Below are 15801 nucleotides of genomic sequence, written 5' to 3'. Positions count from 1 at the left end.
GCGCGTTTAGTTCAACTTTCGCAAAAGCTCGGCGAAATCACGGTCCGACGGTTCGTTCGCGGCCGCCTGGAAGGCACGACGAAGCGCCCGCATGACGCCCGCATGTTCGGGCGGCATGTCGATACGGATCGGCCGACGATCCATGTCCATCGCGTTCGTTGCCATCGTCTTTGTTACCTTCATCTCCCAGCAGAACGACTGACCAAGGGGGGAAGTTTCCTCCTTTGCCGGATTGGGGCACAGACGAAATGGTGAGCGCCAAACCATCGCCAGACCGCCTCGGTGCAATCCAACGGGCGAATGCGCACGCTCCCTTCCTTCGTGAAGCGAGCGCGGCGCGGCCGGACATCGTCGAGCGCTTCGTCACCTCGGGGCCTGAAGCGGCTGCTGCAGAGGCAATCGAAACCGGCGGGAAAACGGTCGACGCCGAATTGCGACGGCGGCGCAGGGCGCTTTCGCTCGCGGTCGCGCTCGGTGACCTCTCCGGTGAGCTGTCTCTTCGCGAAGTGACCGCATTCCTGTCAGATTTCGCTGACGCCGCGATCCAGCGGTCGGTGGAAGCGGCAATGGCCGAGCTTTTCCCCGAAGAGGAGCCGCAGGGACTGTCGGTGATCGCTCTGGGAAAGCTCGGCAGCCGGGAGCTCAATTTTTCTTCCGACGTGGACCTGCTTCTCCTGTTCGATCCGAAAACCCTTCCGCGCCGGGAACGCGACGAGCCGGGCGACGCGGCCGTGCGCATCGGGCGGCGCTTCGTCGAACTGCTCCAGAAGCGGACCGAGGACGGATTCGTGGAGCGGGTGGACCTCAGGCTTCGTCCGTCGCCGGAGGTCACTCCGATCGTGCTGCCGGTAAATGCGGCCATTTCCTACTATGAATCGGCGGCAGTGGGATGGGAGAGGGCGGCTCTCATCCGTGCTCGCTGCTGCGCCGGCGACCGCGAGGTCGGTGCTGCCTTTCTTTCGGCGATCGAGCCGTTCGTATGGCGGCGCGCACTGGATTTCGGGGCGATCGAGGAGGTGCGCTCGATCAGCGAACGGATCCGCGACCATTATTCCGACCGCCAGCAATTCGGCCGCGGCTTCGACCTCAAGCGCGGGCGCGGGGGGATTCGCGAGGTGGAATTCTACGTCCACGCTCAGCAGCTCGTGCACGGCGGCCGGGAGCCGCAGCTTCGCCCCGGCGCCACGCTTGACGCCATCGAGGTGCTTCAGAAGGCTGGGCACCTGGAGAAGAAGCTCGGCGACGACCTTGCCGAGGCTTACCGCCGGCTTCGCACGGCGGAGCACCGGGTGCAGATGGTCGACGACCAGCAGACCCACCTGCTTCCGCCGGGCGAGGAGGGTCTGACGAACGTTGCCCGGCTGCACGGCTTCCAGGCAGGCGACGAGCTCCTCGACTGGCTTGGTCCTTCCGTCGAACGTGTCGGCGCCGCGTTCGACGAACTTGCGGGCGGGAATTCGGCGCGGCTTCCGGCAAATCCCGACGCGTTGCGCTCGGACCTGGAGAAGCTGGGTTTTCCAGACGCCGAGTCAGCTGTCCGCCGGGTGACGGAATGGCGGTCCGGTCGGCCCCGGTCGCTACGGTCTGCTGCGGCGAAGCAGGCGTTCGAGGCCATGCTTCCCGCGCTGATCGAGGCGATTGCGACGAGCGCCGACCCGATGCGAGCGCTCAACCGCCTGGCCGACGTGATCGAGCGAATCCCGAGCGGAGTGAACCTCTACCGGCTGCTGGAGGCAAGGCCCGGGCTGACCACGCTCGTGGCACGAATCCTCGCCCATGCTCCGGCACTCTCGGAGCTGCTTGCCCGGCGCCCGGCACTCCTCGACTCGTTACTGGATTCCTCATGCTTCGATCCGGTGCCGAGCGCTTCGGATTTCGCGGCTTTCCTCAAGGAAGAGATACGCGGCCAGCCCTATGAGGTGGCGATCGACCGCGCCCGCAGAACCATCAACGATCGCCGCTTTGCTCTCGGCGTGCAGCTAATCGACCTTCGTGAGGACCCGCTGACCGTCGGGCGTGGCTATGCACGCGTTGCCGAAGGTACGCTGGTCGCGCTCGCCGATGCGACGGTTGCGGAATTCGAGGAGGCGCACGGCAAGTTCCCCGGAGCCGAGCTCGTCATCATTGGTCTCGGGCGCCTTGGAGGCGAGGTGCTCACCAACGCTTCCGACCTCGACATCATCTACCTGTTCACCCAGCCCGAAGCGGAACAGTCGGTTGGACCGAAGCCGCTCGGTCCGGCCAATTACTTCAACCGGCTGGCCAACCGGGTGACAGCCGCGCTGAGCGTTCCCACGCCCGCAGGGCCGCTCTACGATGTCGACACGCGCCTTCGTCCCCAGGGCTCCAAGGGTATGCTGGTAGTGACGGTCGACGCGTTCGCGGACTACCAGCGGAGCGAGGCCTGGACCTGGGAGCATATGGCGCTGGCGCGTGCGCGCCCCGTCTATGGCTCCGAATCGGCCCGTGCGACGGTCTCCGCGCTGATATCGGAGGTCCTCAATCTCCCGGCGGATCCGGCGAAGGTTGTCGCGGACGCGGTCAGGATGCGTTCCGAAATTGCCCGCCACAAGGCGCCGTCAGGGCCCCTCGACGTAAAGCTCAGCGAAGGCGGGCTGGTCGACCTGGAATTCGCGATTCACGTGCTCCAGCTGACCCGCAAGATCGGGCTCGATCCTCGGCTCGAAGTCGCCGTGAAGCAGCTTGCGGACGCTGAATTGGTTGAGCAAAATATTATCTCTGCACAACATTTGCTAACTGAAATGCTGGTGACTCTGCGCCTCCTCGCGCCAGAGACCGCAAGCCCCAGCGAGGAAAGTTGCGAGCTGATGGCGCGTGCTTGCGGGTCGGACAGTTGGGCCGACCTCCTTGCCCGCCACGACGAAGCGCGCCAGAGCGTCTCCAAGCTGTGGGAACGCGTGAAAGGAAGCGCATAAATGATTTCTGACGGTGACAAGGCGCCCAAGCTGGACCTCGAAACCAGCGAAGGCCGGACCATCGATCTCGCCGGTCCGGGCAAGCCGCTCGTGCTCTATTTCTACCCCAAGGACGACACGTCCGGCTGCACCCGCGAGGCCCAGGATTTTACAGCCCTGACATCCGACTTCCAAAAGGCCGGCGCTTTGGTCGTCGGAGTTTCACGCGACCCGATGAAGAAGCACGAGAAGTTCATCGGCAAGTACCACCTGAAGGTGCCGCTCGCATCGGACGAGGACGGACGGATCTCCGACGCGTTCGGAACATGGGTCCAGAAGTCCATGTACGGGCGCAAATATATGGGGATGGAGCGCTCCACCTTCCTGATCGCCGCCGACGGCAAGGTCGTCAGGAGCTGGCGCAAGGTGAAGGTGCCCGGCCACGCGCAGGAGGTCCTCGCCGCAGTTCGCGAACAAGCCACCAGCGTTTGAAAGGGCGGCGCCGCCGTGATAGCGCCCGCCCAAGCCTGAAGGAGCAAGCGCGTTGGCCGAGTTCACGCTTCCGCGGAACAGCAAGATCACAAAGGGTCGGATCTACAAGCCGGAGACCGGTGAGAAGCTGAAGACGTTCAAAGTCTATCGCTACGATCCGGACAACAGCGCCAACCCGCGCTGGGACCGTTACACGATCGACCTGTCGAAATGCGGCCCGATGGTCCTCGACGCGCTCATCAAGATCAAGAACGAAATCGATCCGACGCTGACGTTCCGCCGGTCGTGCCGCGAGGGCATTTGCGGGTCGTGCGCCATGAACATGGACGGCCGAAACGGCCTCGCCTGCACCACTCCGATCGAGGATCTCAAAGGCGAAGTGCAGATCACGCCGCTTCCGCACATGGAGGTGGTAAAGGACCTCGTTCCCGACCTGACCCACCAGTATGCGCAATATGCTTCGATCCAGCCGTGGCTTAAGACGGTGACCCCCGCTCCGTCGGGTAAGGAGCGCCTGCAGTCGCCGGCGGACCGAGCGAAGCTCGACGGCCTCTACGAATGCATCCTGTGCTTCTGCTGCTCGACGAGCTGCCCGAGCTATTGGTGGAACGCCGACAAGTTCCTCGGCCCCGCGGTCCTCCTCCAGGCGTATCGCTTCATCGCCGACAGCCGCGACGAGGCGACCGGCGAGCGCCTCGACGAGCTAGAAGACCCCTACCGCCTGTATCGGTGCCATACGATCATGAACTGCGCGAACGTGTGTCCCAAGGGCCTCTCGCCTGCAAAAGCCATTGCGGAGACGAAGAAGCTCATCGCGGAGCGCGCTGCTTGAGCGACGACTCCGGGCTGATGGAAGACGTCGGCCTGCCGTCGGGGGCAAAGGAAGACGCCGACAATCCCGGCTGGTTCACCTGGGGCGATTTTCCCCCGAGCTCCTTCGCCGCCGCGACCGGGCGGCTGCTGTTCAAGCCGGACGGTCCCGGCCGCGGAATCTGCCGCATGTTCCCGACCGAAGCGCATATGAACATGGGCGGCTCCATTCACGGCGGAGCGGTGATGAGCTTCATCGACATGAGCATGTTCGCCGGCGGCCGCTGCGCCGGAATGGCGTCGGGGCACTACGTCACGCTCGACATGACCACCCATTTCCTCGCGCGCGGCAAGGCCGGGGTGCCGCTGGACGCGCACGTCGAGCTGGTGAAGCAGACGCGCGGGCATGTCTTCCTGCAGGGCGTGGTCAGGCAGGACGGCGAGCCCTGCTACAGCTTCACGGGCACGTTGAAGCGCATCCGGGACCGAAACGCGCCGGCATGACAGGGCCAGTGGGCCACGCGTACTCGCGGCTACTCCAGGATCAGGAGCTCAAGGGTGACCCGGCGCAGCAGCGCGCCGTCGTCGCCCTCGACCGGCTTGCGCAGGCGCTGGCCAACGGCCGCGGCATCCTCGGCCTGTTCGGAAAGCCGAAGGCCGCACTCGCCGGCGTCTATCTGTGGGGCGGGGTAGGTCGCGGCAAGTCGATGTTGATGGACCTCGCCTACGCAAGCATCGACGTGGAGCCCAAGCGCCGCGTGCACTTCCACGCCTTCATGCTCGAGACCCACCAAAGGCTGAAGGCCGCGCGCGCGACCGAAGAAGGCGATCCGGTCGAGGACGTAGCCGAAGCGATCGCCGAGGAAGCCAAACTCCTCTGCTTCGACGAAATGCAGGTCACCAACGCCGCCGACGCGATGATCCTCTCGCGCCTGTTCGAGAAGCTGCTCGAGCGCGGGGTGCGGGTGATCGCAACGTCCAACAGGCCGCCGAGCGACCTCTACAAGGATGGATTGAACCGCGAGCTCTTCCTGCCCTTCATCACGACGATCGAAACTCGCTTCGATGTGGTGGAGGTCAACGGACCGACCGATTACCGGCTCGACCGGCTCGCAGGCGTCGAGGTGTGGCATGTGCCCAATGGCCCTGAGGCGACCGAGGCGCTCAGCCGCGCCTTCTTCCAGCTCACCGACTATGCAGTCGAAAACCGCGACAAGGTGCCGAGCGAGGAACTGCCCGTAGGCGGCGGACGGAGCCTGCACGTGCCCAAGAGCCTCAAGGGAGTCGCCGTCTTCTCGTTCAGGCGCCTGTGCGGAGAGCCGCGCGGAGCGGCTGACTATCTCGCCATCGCGCAGCGATTCCACACCGTGATTATCGTCGGAATCCCGGTCATGGGGCCCGAGATGCGAAACGAAGCGGCCCGCTTCGTCACCCTCGTGGACGAGCTGTACGAGCACCGCGTGAAGCTCCTCGCTGCCGCCGATGCCGAGCCGGCCGGCTTGTACCCTTTGGGCGATGGCCGTTTCGAGTTCGAGAGGACCTCAAGCCGCCTCGAGGAGATGCGAAGCGTCGAATATCTTGCCAAAGGCCACGGCACGGATCGGGAGAATAAATCTTGACGGTCAAAGTCGCCGAGCATGGGCCAAGCAAGGTCCCCGCCGTCACGCTTGGCTTCTGGATCGCGAAGATCCTCGCGACAACGCTCGGCGAGACTGCCGGCGACACCGTCAGCATGAGCTGGCTTGGCGAGACGACCGCACAGGCCGGCCAGAATGGCATCAACGGCTATCTCGTCGGGACCGGTCTGTTTGGACTGGCGCTCGCCCTTCTCGTTGCGCTTCAGGTGCGAGCCAGAACCTATCGGCCTGCGCTTTACTGGGCGACGATCATTGCTTCGACAACGGCCGGGACGACCCTGGCGGATTTTGCCGACCGCTCGCTGGGGATAGGCTACGCGGGAGGCTCACTGGTTCTTCTCGTGCTGGTTCTCGGGTCGCTTGCGCTTTGGAAGCTGGTCGAAGGCCGGGTGTCTTCGACGCATGTGGTGAGCGGCCGTACCGAACTTTTCTACTGGATGACGATCACTTTCAGCCAGACGCTAGGCACGGCGCTTGGTGATTGGGCCGCCGACGATGGCGGCCTTGGGTACCTGGGCGGGGCCGCACTATTCGGTGGGGCGATTGCGGTCGTTGCCACCCTGTACTTTTCGACCCGGGTCAACCGCACTGCCCTTTTCTGGGCAGCCTTCATCCTTACCCGTCCGCTCGGAGCCACGGTGGGCGACTTTCTCGACAAGCCCTTCTCGAAGGGCGGCCTCGACCTGTCGCGGCCGGTTGCTTCACTGTGCCTCGCTGTCGTTCTCGTCGCGGTTGTGGCGATTGGCGCCAGGCGAGGCGCCGAGGACGCCGAACAAGCGGCTGCTTGACGGGCTGCGCGGGACGCGTAGCTTTCCGCCACTTATTCCAGGGGAGATTCACCATCATGCGCCGCCTTGCCGTCCTGCTCGCCTGCATATCCTGCACTGCGCTTGCGCAGGCCCCGACCATTGCGATCAATTCGCCGCCGCCAGCGACTTTGGCCAAAGCGCCGAAGCTTCCGCCGGTCTGGGAGCAGAAGGCGCGCGAGATCTACAAGACGGCGGTTGAAACGCCGACCGTCGCGGGACGGCACAACGTGCCGAAGCTCGCAGCCTATCTCGCAGACCAACTGAAGGCCGCGGGCTGGTCAGCCGACGACATTCACGTGCTTCCCTATGAATCGGCGAACGACAAGCAGACGGCGGCGCTGATCGCGCGCTGGCCGGCGGCCGGAACGCCCAAGCACAAGCCGATGCTGATCATCGCGCATATGGATGTCGTCGAGGCGCTTCCGAGCGACTGGACGACCGATCCGTTCACGTTGGTGGAAAAGGACGGATATTTCTACGGACGCGGAAGCGGCGACGACAAGGGCGGGCTGGTGCCGGCGATGGTCGCGCTGATGAAGCTTCGCCAGTCCGGCTTCAAGCCAGACCGCGATATCGTCATCCAGTTCACTGGCGACGAGGAAACGCAGGGCAGGGGCGCCGAGCTCGGAGCGACCGACTGGCGCAAGTGGACTGAAGCGGAGTTCGTCCTCAACGCCGATGCCGGCGGCGGGGCCTTCACCCGCGACGGAGCGCCGCTGGGCTTCGGAATCCAGACTTCTGAAAAGACGTTCCAGAGCTATTATTTTCGGGTGCACAATCCAGGCGGCCACAGCTCGCGGCCGCGGCCCGACAACGCAATCTACCAGCTTGCGGACGCGCTCAAGAAGCTGGAGGCGCACCGGTTCACGCCGATGCTGACGGAAACGACGCGCGCCTATTTCACCGCCCGGGCCCAGCAGGAGGGGCCGACCGAGCTCGGCAATGCGATGCGGGCCTGGCTTGCCAACCCGAATGACGGAGCGGCCGCGGACATCATCGAGGCCAATCCGCTCGAAGTCGGGGTGACCCGCACCCGCTGCGTCGCGACGATGCTCAAGGGTGGCCACGCGGAGAATGCGCTTCCACAGCTTGCCGAAGCGACGGTCAATTGCCGGATCATGCCGGGAGTCGAGCCCAAGGCGGTCGAGGCTGAGCTGAAGCAAGCGGTCGGACCGAACGTCGAAGTCACGCCTTATCCCGACGCCGGCCGGCCGACGCCCGTGTCACCGCTTCGGCCCGACATTGTCAAAGCCTATACCGACGCGGTCCACGCGCGCTTCCCGGGCGTCCCGATCATCCCGCAGATGAGCACCGGTGCCACCGACGGCCTGGAGTTCCGCGCGCGCGGAATGCCGGTCTATGGAGTCGACGGCCAATGGGGCGTTTCGCCGGACGACGAGCGAGCGCATGGGAAGGACGAGCGGATCCCCGTGCAGTCGCTGTGGGACAACATCCTGCACTGGGAACGGATGGTCAAAGACCTGGCGAGCTGAGGCGGTCTCAGTGCAACAAAAAAGGGCCGGAGGATCGCTCCTCCGGCCCTTCTTTTTGGTTGAGCGAAGGACTTAGAAGTCCATTCCGCCCATTCCGCCCATTCCGCCGGCCATTGCGGGCGAGGGCTTGTCTTCCGGCAGCTCGCTCACCGCCGCTTCGGTGGTGATGAGAAGCCCCGCGACGGAGGCCGCGTCCTGCAGAGCCGTGCGAACGACCTTCGTCGGATCGATCACGCCGGCATTCACCAGGTTCTCGTAAACCTCCGTCTGGGCATTGAAGCCCTGCGTCGGGTCATTGCCCTCGAGCAGCTTGCCCGAAATCACCGCACCGTCGTGGCCGGCGTTCGAGGCAATCTGGCGGACGGGGGCGTAGAGCGCCTTGCGGACGATATCGATGCCGCGAGTCTGGTCATCGTTGCCGCCCTTGAGGCCCTCGAGCGCCTTGGTCGCATAGAGGAGAGCGGTACCGCCGCCGGGGACGATTCCTTCCTCGACCGCGGCGCGGGTCGCATGGAGCGCGTCGTCGACGCGATCCTTGCGCTCCTTCACCTCGACCTCGGACGCGCCGCCGACCTTGATCACGGCAACGCCGCCGGCCAGCTTCGCAAGCCGCTCCTGCAGCTTCTCGCGGTCATAGTCGGACGTCGTGTTCTCGATCTGCTGGCGGATAGCCTCCGTGCGAGCCTTGATCGCGTCGTGAGTTCCCGCGCCATCGACGATCGTCGTGTTGTCCTTGTCGATGGTGATCCGCTTGGCGGTGCCGAGCATCTGCACGGTGACGTTCTCGAGCTTGATCCCGAGATCCTCGCTGATCATCTCGCCGCCTGTGAGGATCGCAATGTCCTCGAGCATCGCCTTTCGGCGATCGCCGAAGCCCGGAGCCTTGACCGCCGCGACCTTGAGGCCGCCGCGCAGCTTGTTGACGACGAGGGTCGCAAGAGCTTCACCCTCGATGTCCTCGGCGATGATCAGAAGCGGACGGCCCGACTGGACGACGGCTTCCAGGATCGGGAGCATCGCCTGCAGGTTCGAAAGCTTCTTCTCGTGGATGAGGATGTAGGGGTCGGTGAGCTCGACCTGCATCTTCTCCGGGTTGGTGATGAAGTAGGGGCTCAGATAGCCGCGGTCGAACTGCATGCCTTCGACGACGTCGAGCTCGAACTCGAGGCCCTTGGCTTCCTCGACGGTGATCACGCCTTCCTTGCCAACCTTCTCCATCGCCTCGGCGATCTTCTCGCCGACGATGGTGTCGCCGTTGGCGGCGATGCTTCCGACCTGGCCGATCTCGTTCGATCCGGCGACCGGCTTCGACCGCTTCTTGAGGTCGTCGACGACCTTGGTGACGGCAAGATCGATGCCGCGCTTGAGGTCCATCGGGTTCATGCCCGCTGCGACGGACTTCATGCCTTCGCGAACGATCGCCTGGGCAAGAACGGTCGCGGTGGTGGTGCCGTCGCCGGCGATGTCGTTGGTCTTCGAGGCGACCTCGCGGACCATCTGCGCGCCCATGTTCTCGAACTTGTCCTTGAGCTCGATTTCCTTGGCGACGGTGACACCGTCCTTGGTGATGCGCGGAGCGCCGAAGCTCTTGTCGATGACCACGTTGCGACCCTTCGGACCCAAGGTCACCTTGACTGCATCGGCGAGGATGTCGACGCCGCGAAGGATGCGCTCACGCGCGTCGCGGCTGAATTTCACGTCTTTGGCTGCCATGTTGGGCTACCTTTCCGTTTTAAGAATGAATGAACTGCGTTGCGAAGGTCAGCCGACGATCCCGAGGATGTCGCTTTCCTTCATGATGATGAGGTCTTCACCGTCGATCTTCACCTCGGTGCCCGACCATTTGCCGAACAGGATCTTGTCGCCGGCCTTGACGTCCAGCGGCGTGACCTTGCCGTCGTCGGCGCGAGCACCGGTTCCGACGGAGATGACTTCGCCTTCCTGCGGCTTTTCCTTGGCGGTATCGGGGATGATGATCCCGCCGGCGGTCTTTTCATCGGCCTCGACGCGGCGGACGAGGACTCGGTCATGAAGCGGCCTGAAACCCATCTGGTTTGCCCCTCTCTCTAGGTTGTTGAACATGTGTCTGGCACTCTCGGCCTGAGAGTGCCAGCGATGGCGGGCATATGGTTGTGGGGCGTTCATCCGTCAACACCCGCTGGTGCTGGCTCAGACGATCCGAGTCAGTCCCAGCCTGTCGCGCATGACCCAACGGACGAGCATCAGCATCGCGACCGCGGCAAGCCCGCTCGCGAGACCGATCCAGATGCCGAGGCCCTTCCAGTCGGCTCCAAAGGCGAGCCAGGTGCCGATTCCGAGCCCGACCACCCAATAGCCCACGAAGGCGAAGAGGAGCGGCCAGCGCGTATCGTGAAGGCCGCGCAGCATCCCTGCGCCGATCACCTGCGCGCCGTCGACCAGCTGGAATGCGGCAGCGACCTTCAGGAAGGTGACGGCGAGGCCGATCACGACCAGGTTTGCGGGAGATTCCGCCAGGAACAAGGTCACCAGCCGATACGGCACGGCCCACATCACTGCCGCCATGCTGGCCATGAATGCGACGCCGAGCGTCCAAGCCGTCCAGCCAGCGCGCGTAATCCCTGCTTCGTCACGGCGTCCGGCGGCCAGCCCGACGCGCACGGTCGCAGCCTGGCCCAGCCCTAGAGGGACCATGAACGTCACGGCGGCGATCTGGAGAGCGACCGCATGCGCCGCGACGGCGACCGCGCCAATCCACCCCATGAAATAAGCGGCGAGCGCGAAGACTCCCATCTCAAGAGCCATCGTGATTCCGATCGGAAGCCCGAGGTGGACCATTTCGAGGATCCGCTGCCGGTCGAACCGCCACCAGTTGCCGAACAAATGAAAGCGGCGAAACTGCCGGTCGCTGGAGGTAACCGCGATCAGTGCGGCGCACAGCATCATCCAGGTCAGCGTCGTCCCGACACCCCCGCCTACCAGCCCGAGCGCCGGAAGCCCGAAATGGCCGAAGATCAGCGACCAGCTGACCAAAGCATTGAGGGCTATCCCGAACAGGCTGAGCCAAAGCACGATCCGCGGCCGCTCCAGCGCCGAGACGAAGTTGCGGAGCAGCTGGAACAGCAGCCACGGCGCGGTGCTCCACATGTAGGCGCGAAGGAAGGTCTGGCCCTGGCTCGCAAGCTCCTCCGACTGCCCGAGCGCCCGCATGAGCTCGCCGACGTTCCACAGCAGGAGCCAGTAGGGCGGGAGCGCGAACACGAGCAGCCAGAGCCCGGCGCGGAAGGTCCGCCGGACATCGCGTACGGCGTTCGATCGTTGCCCCAGCGCCCTTGCCATCATCGGCGAGCACGCGGTCACCAGCCCGAACAGGAACAGGTTGAACGTCCAGGTGAGGTTGAGCGCAAGCGTTGCCGCGGCCAATTGCGTCGCTCCGAGCCAGCCCATCAGCAGCACGTCGGTGGCCTGGATCAGCTGCTGGGTCAGGTTGGCGAGGATCAGCGGCCAGGCGAGCGAGAGCGTCGCCCTGAGCTCGGCGCTCCAAAGTCTCGCAGTTCGAGAGTCTGCCAGAGCCGATGAAACGTCCATTCGGCCGCAATGCGGGGGGCGGAACGCGCAGGCAAGCGGCGTGAGGGCGGGGCGCCTCTCCCACTCGCAATGGCAAGCCTTCTGGGGTAGCGAAATCGAAACAGCCGAGGTCGCGTCAGATGAAGTTCGTCAAAGCGGTGTGGAAGCTCCTGGTGGGGATCAAGGATGCACTGGTCCTGATCTTCATGCTGCTGTTCTTCGGGCTCCTCTATGCGGGGCTGTCCTCGCGCCCAGCCGCGATCGAGGCAGGAGTCCTCGCGCTCGACCTCGACGGCGCCGTTGTCGAGCAGCCGAGCAGGGCCGGCTTCGCCGACATTGCCGGTGGAAGCCGGACTCCGCGGGAATATCGCCTTCGCGACCTGATTGGGGCGCTCGACGCCGCCCGGACAGACGACCGGGTGAAAGCCGTCGCGCTCGACCTCGGCAATTTCATCGGCGGCGGGCAGACGGCAATGAGCGACCTTGCCGACGCGGTCCGCCGCCTCCGCTCCTCCGGCAAGCCCGTGGTCGCTTATGCGGTCGCCTACAGCGACGACAGCTACCTCGTCGCCTCCGCAGCTTCGGAAGTGTGGATGGACCCGCTCGGTGCCGTCGCGATCGCCGGGCCGGGCGGAAGCAACCTCTATTTCAAGGGCCTTCTCGACAAGCTCGGGGTCACCGCGAACGTCTATCGCGTCGGCACCTACAAGGCGGCAGTGGAGCCCTATACCCGGAGCGACATGTCGCCGGCCGCCAAGGAAAATGCGCAGGCGCTCGCCGGCGCCCTCCTCGAGAGTTGGCGGGAGGCGGTCGCCCGCAACCGCCCGAAGGCGAAGGTCGAGCCCTACATGATGAACCCCGTCGGCGCTCTTGCTGCGGGCGGGGGTGATCTCTCGCGGGCGGCGATCGAATTTGGCCTCGTGGACAAGATCGGCAGCCGCGAACAGTTCGAAGCTCGGATGGCGCAGCTCGGCGGAAAAGATTCGGGCTCGCCCACGGGCTACAAGGCGATCAAGCTCGACAATTATGTCGACGACGCGGTCCCGACGAACAGTGACGGGACGATCGGTGTCATCACCGTCGCCGGGATGATCGTCGACGGGCAGGCCTCGCCCGGAACCGCCGGCGGCGACAGCATCGCCGAGCTCATCGACAAGGCGGTGCAGAAGAATTCGCTGAAGGCGCTTGTCGTTCGGGTCGACAGCCCCGGCGGCTCGGTGCTCGCTTCCGAGCGGATCCGCCAGTCGATCCTCAATGCCAAGCGCCACAAGCTCCCGGTCGTCGTATCGATGGGAAGCGTCGCGGCGTCGGGCGGCTATTGGGTCTCCACTCCGGGCGATTTCATCTACGCCGAGCCTTCGACCATCACGGGCTCGATCGGCGTGTTCGGGATTCTCCCCAGCTTCCAGGGCACGTTGAAGAAGCTCGGCATCGGCGCGGATGGAATCCAGACGACTCCGCTCTCCGGTCAGCCGGACCTTCTGGCTGGGCCGTCGCCGGTGGCGAACCAGATGCTGCAGGCGGGTGTGGATTCGATCTACCGCCATTTCCTCGGCATCGTCGCCCAGTCGCGGCACAAGCAGCCTGTCGAGGTCGACAGGATCGCGCAGGGGCGCGTTTGGGACGGCGGCACCGCTCGCCAGCTCGGCCTCGTTGACGGCTTTGGCGGCCTTTCCGACGCGATCGAGAAGGCGGGGGCTCTGGCAAAGATCTCAAACCCGCAGGACCAGGTGCGCTACCTCGAGCGCCCGCCGTCCTTTGAGGACCAGCTGGTCGCGATGCTCGCGAGGGACTCCTCGACCGAGGGGCAGGACCAGGACGCCTTTTCCGCGATCGCTCCCGAATCGCGCATCACCGATGCAATGGCCGAGCTTCGGTCGGTGCTGTCGAGCCCCCGTATCCAGGCTCGCTGCCTCGATTGCCCGCCGGTGGCCCCGGCGCGGGTGAGCAAGCAAGACGTGGGTTTCTGGGCCGCCGTTCGGGCCTGGCTATTGTGACGCCTTAGCCTTCCGTCGGCGCCTGATCGTAAGCGGGAGCATTACCAGCGCCAGAAGCGTCGTCAGAAGCGACAGGATCGCAAAGCCGATGATCAGCGGGTTGTGCGTGTCCTCGCGGCCTTTCAGGTCCATGATGTGGAGGCCCCACATCCAATCGTAGAAGCGCCAGAAGCGGGTTCGGGTAGCCACTACCTCGCCTGACCGCGTGTCGACGTAGAAATGCGTGCCGTCTGTCAGCGTCACCTGCCACGCCGGTATTTCCCTGCGAAGGTCGAGCGGCGGCTTGTGTGGATCGGTTCGGGCGACCGAAGCGACGCTTGCAGAGCCGGTGTAGCGCGCCGTGACCTCGCGAGCTGCGGCGATCGCGGAGAGCTCCGGAAGCCATGCACCCGTTAGCGGGTCGGCGGCCCTCGCCGTGCCGTCATCCAGCGTCGCCACCCAGCGCGGCCCCGAAGCAGTCTGCTTCAGCGCCAGCGACGCTAGCGGCAGCCCCTCGATCGCGGGTGCAACCGGCGCTGCGGCGAGGTGTACGGGCTTGGGATCGCGAAGCAGATGCGATCCGCGCACCTCGTCGATCGGCCGAACGACCATGACCAGCCCCGACACGACCCAGAAGAAAATCGGCAGCCCCACGATCCAGCCAAGCCAGATGTGCCAGCGGCGAAGTTTTGAACGGACAACCCCCATCGGAAGGCTTCTAGATGTGGATGGGCTTGCCTGTCACGGCCATCGCCGCTTCCTTCAGCGCTTCCGAGTGGGTCGGGTGCGCGTGGCAGGTATAGGCGATGTCCTCCGACGTCGCTCCGAACTCCATCGCCTGCGCGGCCTGAGCGATCATCGTGCCGGCGACGGTGGCGATCATCCACACGCCCAGCACGCGGTCGGTCTTGGCGTCGGCGATCACCTTCACGAAGCCATCGGGCTCGCGGTTAGTCTTGGCGCGGCTGTTGGCGAGCATCGGGAACTTGCCGACCTTCACCTCGCCGTCCTGCTTCGCCTCTTCCTCTGTGAGCCCGACGCCAGCGATCTCCGGATAGGTGTAGACGACGCTCGGGATCACCGCGTGGTTCACGATACCGGTCTGCCCGGCAATGTTCTCGGCGACCGCCAGCCCCTCGTCCTCCGCCTTGTGGGCGAGCATCGGTCCGGGGATGACGTCGCCGATCGCCCAGACTCCGTCGACCTTGGTGCGGAAGTCGCGATCTGTTTCAATCTGCCCGCGCTTGTTGAGCTCGAGGCCGATCTTGTCGAGGCCGAGCCCTTCGGTGTTCGGCCGGCGGCCGATCGACACCAGTACCACCTCGGCTTCGATCGTCTCGGCCGCGCCGCCCTTGGCCGGCTCGACCGTCAGCGTCACTCCGTCGCCCTTCGCTTCCGCCTTGGTGACCTTGGTCGCCATCCGGAACTCGAAGCCCTGCTTCTTGAGGATCTTGCGCGCTTCCTTGCGGACCTCGCCGTCCATTCCTGGAAGAATCTCGTCGAGGAACTCGACGACCGTCACCTGCGCGCCGAGCCGCCGCCACACGGAACCGAGCTCCAGCCCGATCACTCCGCCGCCGATCACCACCATCGTTTTCGGAACAGCCGGAAGCGCCAGCGCGCCGGTGGAATCAACGATCCGGTGCTTGTCATTGTCCACCTCGACGCCCGGTAGCGGGGTGACCGACGATCCGGTGGCGATGACGATGTTCTTCGCGGTGACGGTGCGGTCGCCGATCTTGACCTTGTGCGCGTCCTCGAAGGTCGCATGGCCCTTCAGCCACTCGACCTTGTTCTTCTTGAACAGGAACTCGATTCCGCCCGTCAGGCCCTTCACCGCGGTGTCCTTGGATTCATGCATGACGGCGAGATCGACCTCGACCCCGCTCGTCTTCACGCCCCACTTGGCGAGCGTTCCGTGCGCGGCTTCCTCGAACAGCTCCGACGCATGGAGCAACGCCTTGGACGGGATGCAGCCGACGTTGAGGCAGGTTCCGCCAAGGGTCTCGCGGCTTTCCGCACAAGCGGTCTTCAGCCCCAGCTGAGCCGCGCGGATGGCCGCAACGTAGCCGCCGGGGCCGGACCCGATTACCAGGACGTCGAAATCATAATCAGGCATGTAT

Annotated in this window: 14 protein-coding genes; 8 read left to right on the top strand and 6 right to left on the bottom strand. The window is 65.0% G+C overall.

What is annotated here, in order from left to right; all coding sequences use genetic code 11:
• Positions 1–6: 6 nt before the first annotated feature.
• Positions 7–183 carry a hypothetical protein gene (locus LZ519_RS05770; protein WP_249867760.1) on the bottom strand — a complete coding sequence of 59 codons (177 nt, stop codon included), beginning with the start codon at positions 181–183 and terminating at the stop codon, positions 7–9.
• Between the two features lie 65 nt (positions 184–248).
• Between LZ519_RS05770 and LZ519_RS05765 the strand changes: the two genes are divergently transcribed.
• The 7 genes from LZ519_RS05765 to LZ519_RS05735 are packed head-to-tail and all read left to right on the top strand — an operon-like array spanning position 249 to position 8156.
• Positions 249–2936 carry a bifunctional [glutamine synthetase] adenylyltransferase/[glutamine synthetase]-adenylyl-L-tyrosine phosphorylase gene (locus LZ519_RS05765; protein ID WP_249867759.1) on the top strand — a complete coding sequence of 896 codons (2688 nt, stop codon included), beginning with the start codon at positions 249–251 and terminating at the stop codon, positions 2934–2936.
• Complete coding sequence (locus LZ519_RS05760; protein WP_249867758.1) at positions 2937–3407, top strand: peroxiredoxin; 471 nt, start codon at positions 2937–2939, stop codon at positions 3405–3407.
• A gap of 52 nt (positions 3408–3459) precedes the next feature.
• A complete protein-coding gene (locus LZ519_RS05755) occupies positions 3460–4239 on the top strand; it encodes a succinate dehydrogenase iron-sulfur subunit (protein WP_249867757.1) in 780 nt (259 codons plus the stop codon).
• A complete protein-coding gene (locus tag LZ519_RS05750) occupies positions 4236–4721 on the top strand; it encodes a PaaI family thioesterase (RefSeq protein ID WP_249867756.1) in 486 nt (161 codons plus the stop codon). The genes LZ519_RS05755 and LZ519_RS05750 overlap by 4 nt, the downstream gene beginning before the upstream one ends.
• Positions 4718–5836, top strand: a complete 1119-nt coding sequence (gene zapE, locus LZ519_RS05745) for a cell division protein ZapE (RefSeq protein WP_249867755.1) — start codon at positions 4718–4720, stop codon at positions 5834–5836. Before LZ519_RS05750 ends, zapE begins: the two co-directional genes overlap by 4 nt.
• A complete protein-coding gene (locus tag LZ519_RS05740; protein ID WP_249867754.1) occupies positions 5833–6642 on the top strand; it encodes a COG4705 family protein in 810 nt (269 codons plus the stop codon). Before zapE ends, LZ519_RS05740 begins: the two co-directional genes overlap by 4 nt.
• A gap of 56 nt (positions 6643–6698) precedes the next feature.
• Complete coding sequence (locus LZ519_RS05735; RefSeq protein ID WP_249867753.1) at positions 6699–8156, top strand: M20/M25/M40 family metallo-hydrolase; 1458 nt, start codon at positions 6699–6701, stop codon at positions 8154–8156.
• 72 nt (positions 8157–8228) lie between these two features.
• Here LZ519_RS05735 and groL read toward each other — a convergent pair whose 3' ends face one another.
• From groL to LZ519_RS05720, 3 genes are all read right to left on the bottom strand, one after another.
• Entirely contained in the window at positions 8229–9869 is a 1641-nt protein-coding gene (groL, locus tag LZ519_RS05730; protein WP_249867752.1) for a chaperonin GroEL, read from the bottom strand.
• 48 nt (positions 9870–9917) lie between these two features.
• Positions 9918–10205, bottom strand: coding sequence for a co-chaperone GroES (gene groES / locus LZ519_RS05725; RefSeq protein WP_249867751.1), 288 nt, complete (start codon positions 10203–10205; stop codon positions 9918–9920).
• Positions 10206–10325: 120 nt separating this feature from the next.
• Positions 10326–11723, bottom strand: coding sequence for an MATE family efflux transporter (locus tag LZ519_RS05720; protein WP_249867750.1), 1398 nt, complete (start codon positions 11721–11723; stop codon positions 10326–10328).
• 119 nt (positions 11724–11842) lie between these two features.
• Between LZ519_RS05720 and sppA the strand changes: the two genes are divergently transcribed.
• Positions 11843–13699 (top strand): signal peptide peptidase SppA, encoded by a 1857-nt coding sequence (gene sppA / locus LZ519_RS05715; protein WP_249867749.1) that lies wholly within the window; start codon positions 11843–11845, stop codon positions 13697–13699.
• Here sppA and LZ519_RS05710 read toward each other — a convergent pair.
• Both LZ519_RS05710 and lpdA read right to left on the bottom strand, forming a co-directional pair.
• Positions 13691–14386: a PepSY domain-containing protein gene (locus tag LZ519_RS05710; protein WP_249867748.1), complete on the bottom strand. Its 696-nt coding sequence runs from the start codon at positions 14384–14386 to the stop codon at positions 13691–13693. The two genes, sppA and LZ519_RS05710, sit on opposite strands and share 9 nt — an antisense overlap.
• 10 nt (positions 14387–14396) lie before the next feature.
• Positions 14397–15797 carry a dihydrolipoyl dehydrogenase gene (gene lpdA, locus LZ519_RS05705; RefSeq protein WP_249867747.1) on the bottom strand — a complete coding sequence of 467 codons (1401 nt, stop codon included), beginning with the start codon at positions 15795–15797 and terminating at the stop codon, positions 14397–14399.
• Positions 15798–15801 lie beyond the last annotated feature (4 nt).

Source organism: Sphingomonas anseongensis (assembly GCF_023516495.1).
In the GTDB taxonomy this organism is placed as follows: domain Bacteria; phylum Pseudomonadota; class Alphaproteobacteria; order Sphingomonadales; family Sphingomonadaceae; genus Sphingomicrobium; species Sphingomicrobium anseongensis.
This window is presented reverse-complemented; position numbering and strand designations above follow the sequence as displayed.

Coding starts and splice junctions, on each gene's coding strand:
- LZ519_RS05735 (WP_249867753.1), top strand. CDS start 6,699: ATGCGCCGCCTTGCCGTCCTGCTCGCCTGCATATCCTGCACTGCGCTT.
- groL (WP_249867752.1), bottom strand. CDS start 9,869: ATGGCAGCCAAAGACGTGAAATTCAGCCGCGACGCGCGTGAGCGCATC.
- LZ519_RS05765 (WP_249867759.1), top strand. CDS start 249: ATGGTGAGCGCCAAACCATCGCCAGACCGCCTCGGTGCAATCCAACGG.
- LZ519_RS05710 (WP_249867748.1), bottom strand. CDS start 14,386: ATGGGGGTTGTCCGTTCAAAACTTCGCCGCTGGCACATCTGGCTTGGC.
- LZ519_RS05760 (WP_249867758.1), top strand. CDS start 2,937: ATGATTTCTGACGGTGACAAGGCGCCCAAGCTGGACCTCGAAACCAGC.
- LZ519_RS05720 (WP_249867750.1), bottom strand. CDS start 11,723: ATGGACGTTTCATCGGCTCTGGCAGACTCTCGAACTGCGAGACTTTGG.
- zapE (WP_249867755.1), top strand. CDS start 4,718: ATGACAGGGCCAGTGGGCCACGCGTACTCGCGGCTACTCCAGGATCAG.
- lpdA (WP_249867747.1), bottom strand. CDS start 15,797: ATGCCTGATTATGATTTCGACGTCCTGGTAATCGGGTCCGGCCCCGGC.
- sppA (WP_249867749.1), top strand. CDS start 11,843: ATGAAGTTCGTCAAAGCGGTGTGGAAGCTCCTGGTGGGGATCAAGGAT.
- LZ519_RS05770 (WP_249867760.1), bottom strand. CDS start 183: ATGAAGGTAACAAAGACGATGGCAACGAACGCGATGGACATGGATCGT.
- groES (WP_249867751.1), bottom strand. CDS start 10,205: ATGGGTTTCAGGCCGCTTCATGACCGAGTCCTCGTCCGCCGCGTCGAG.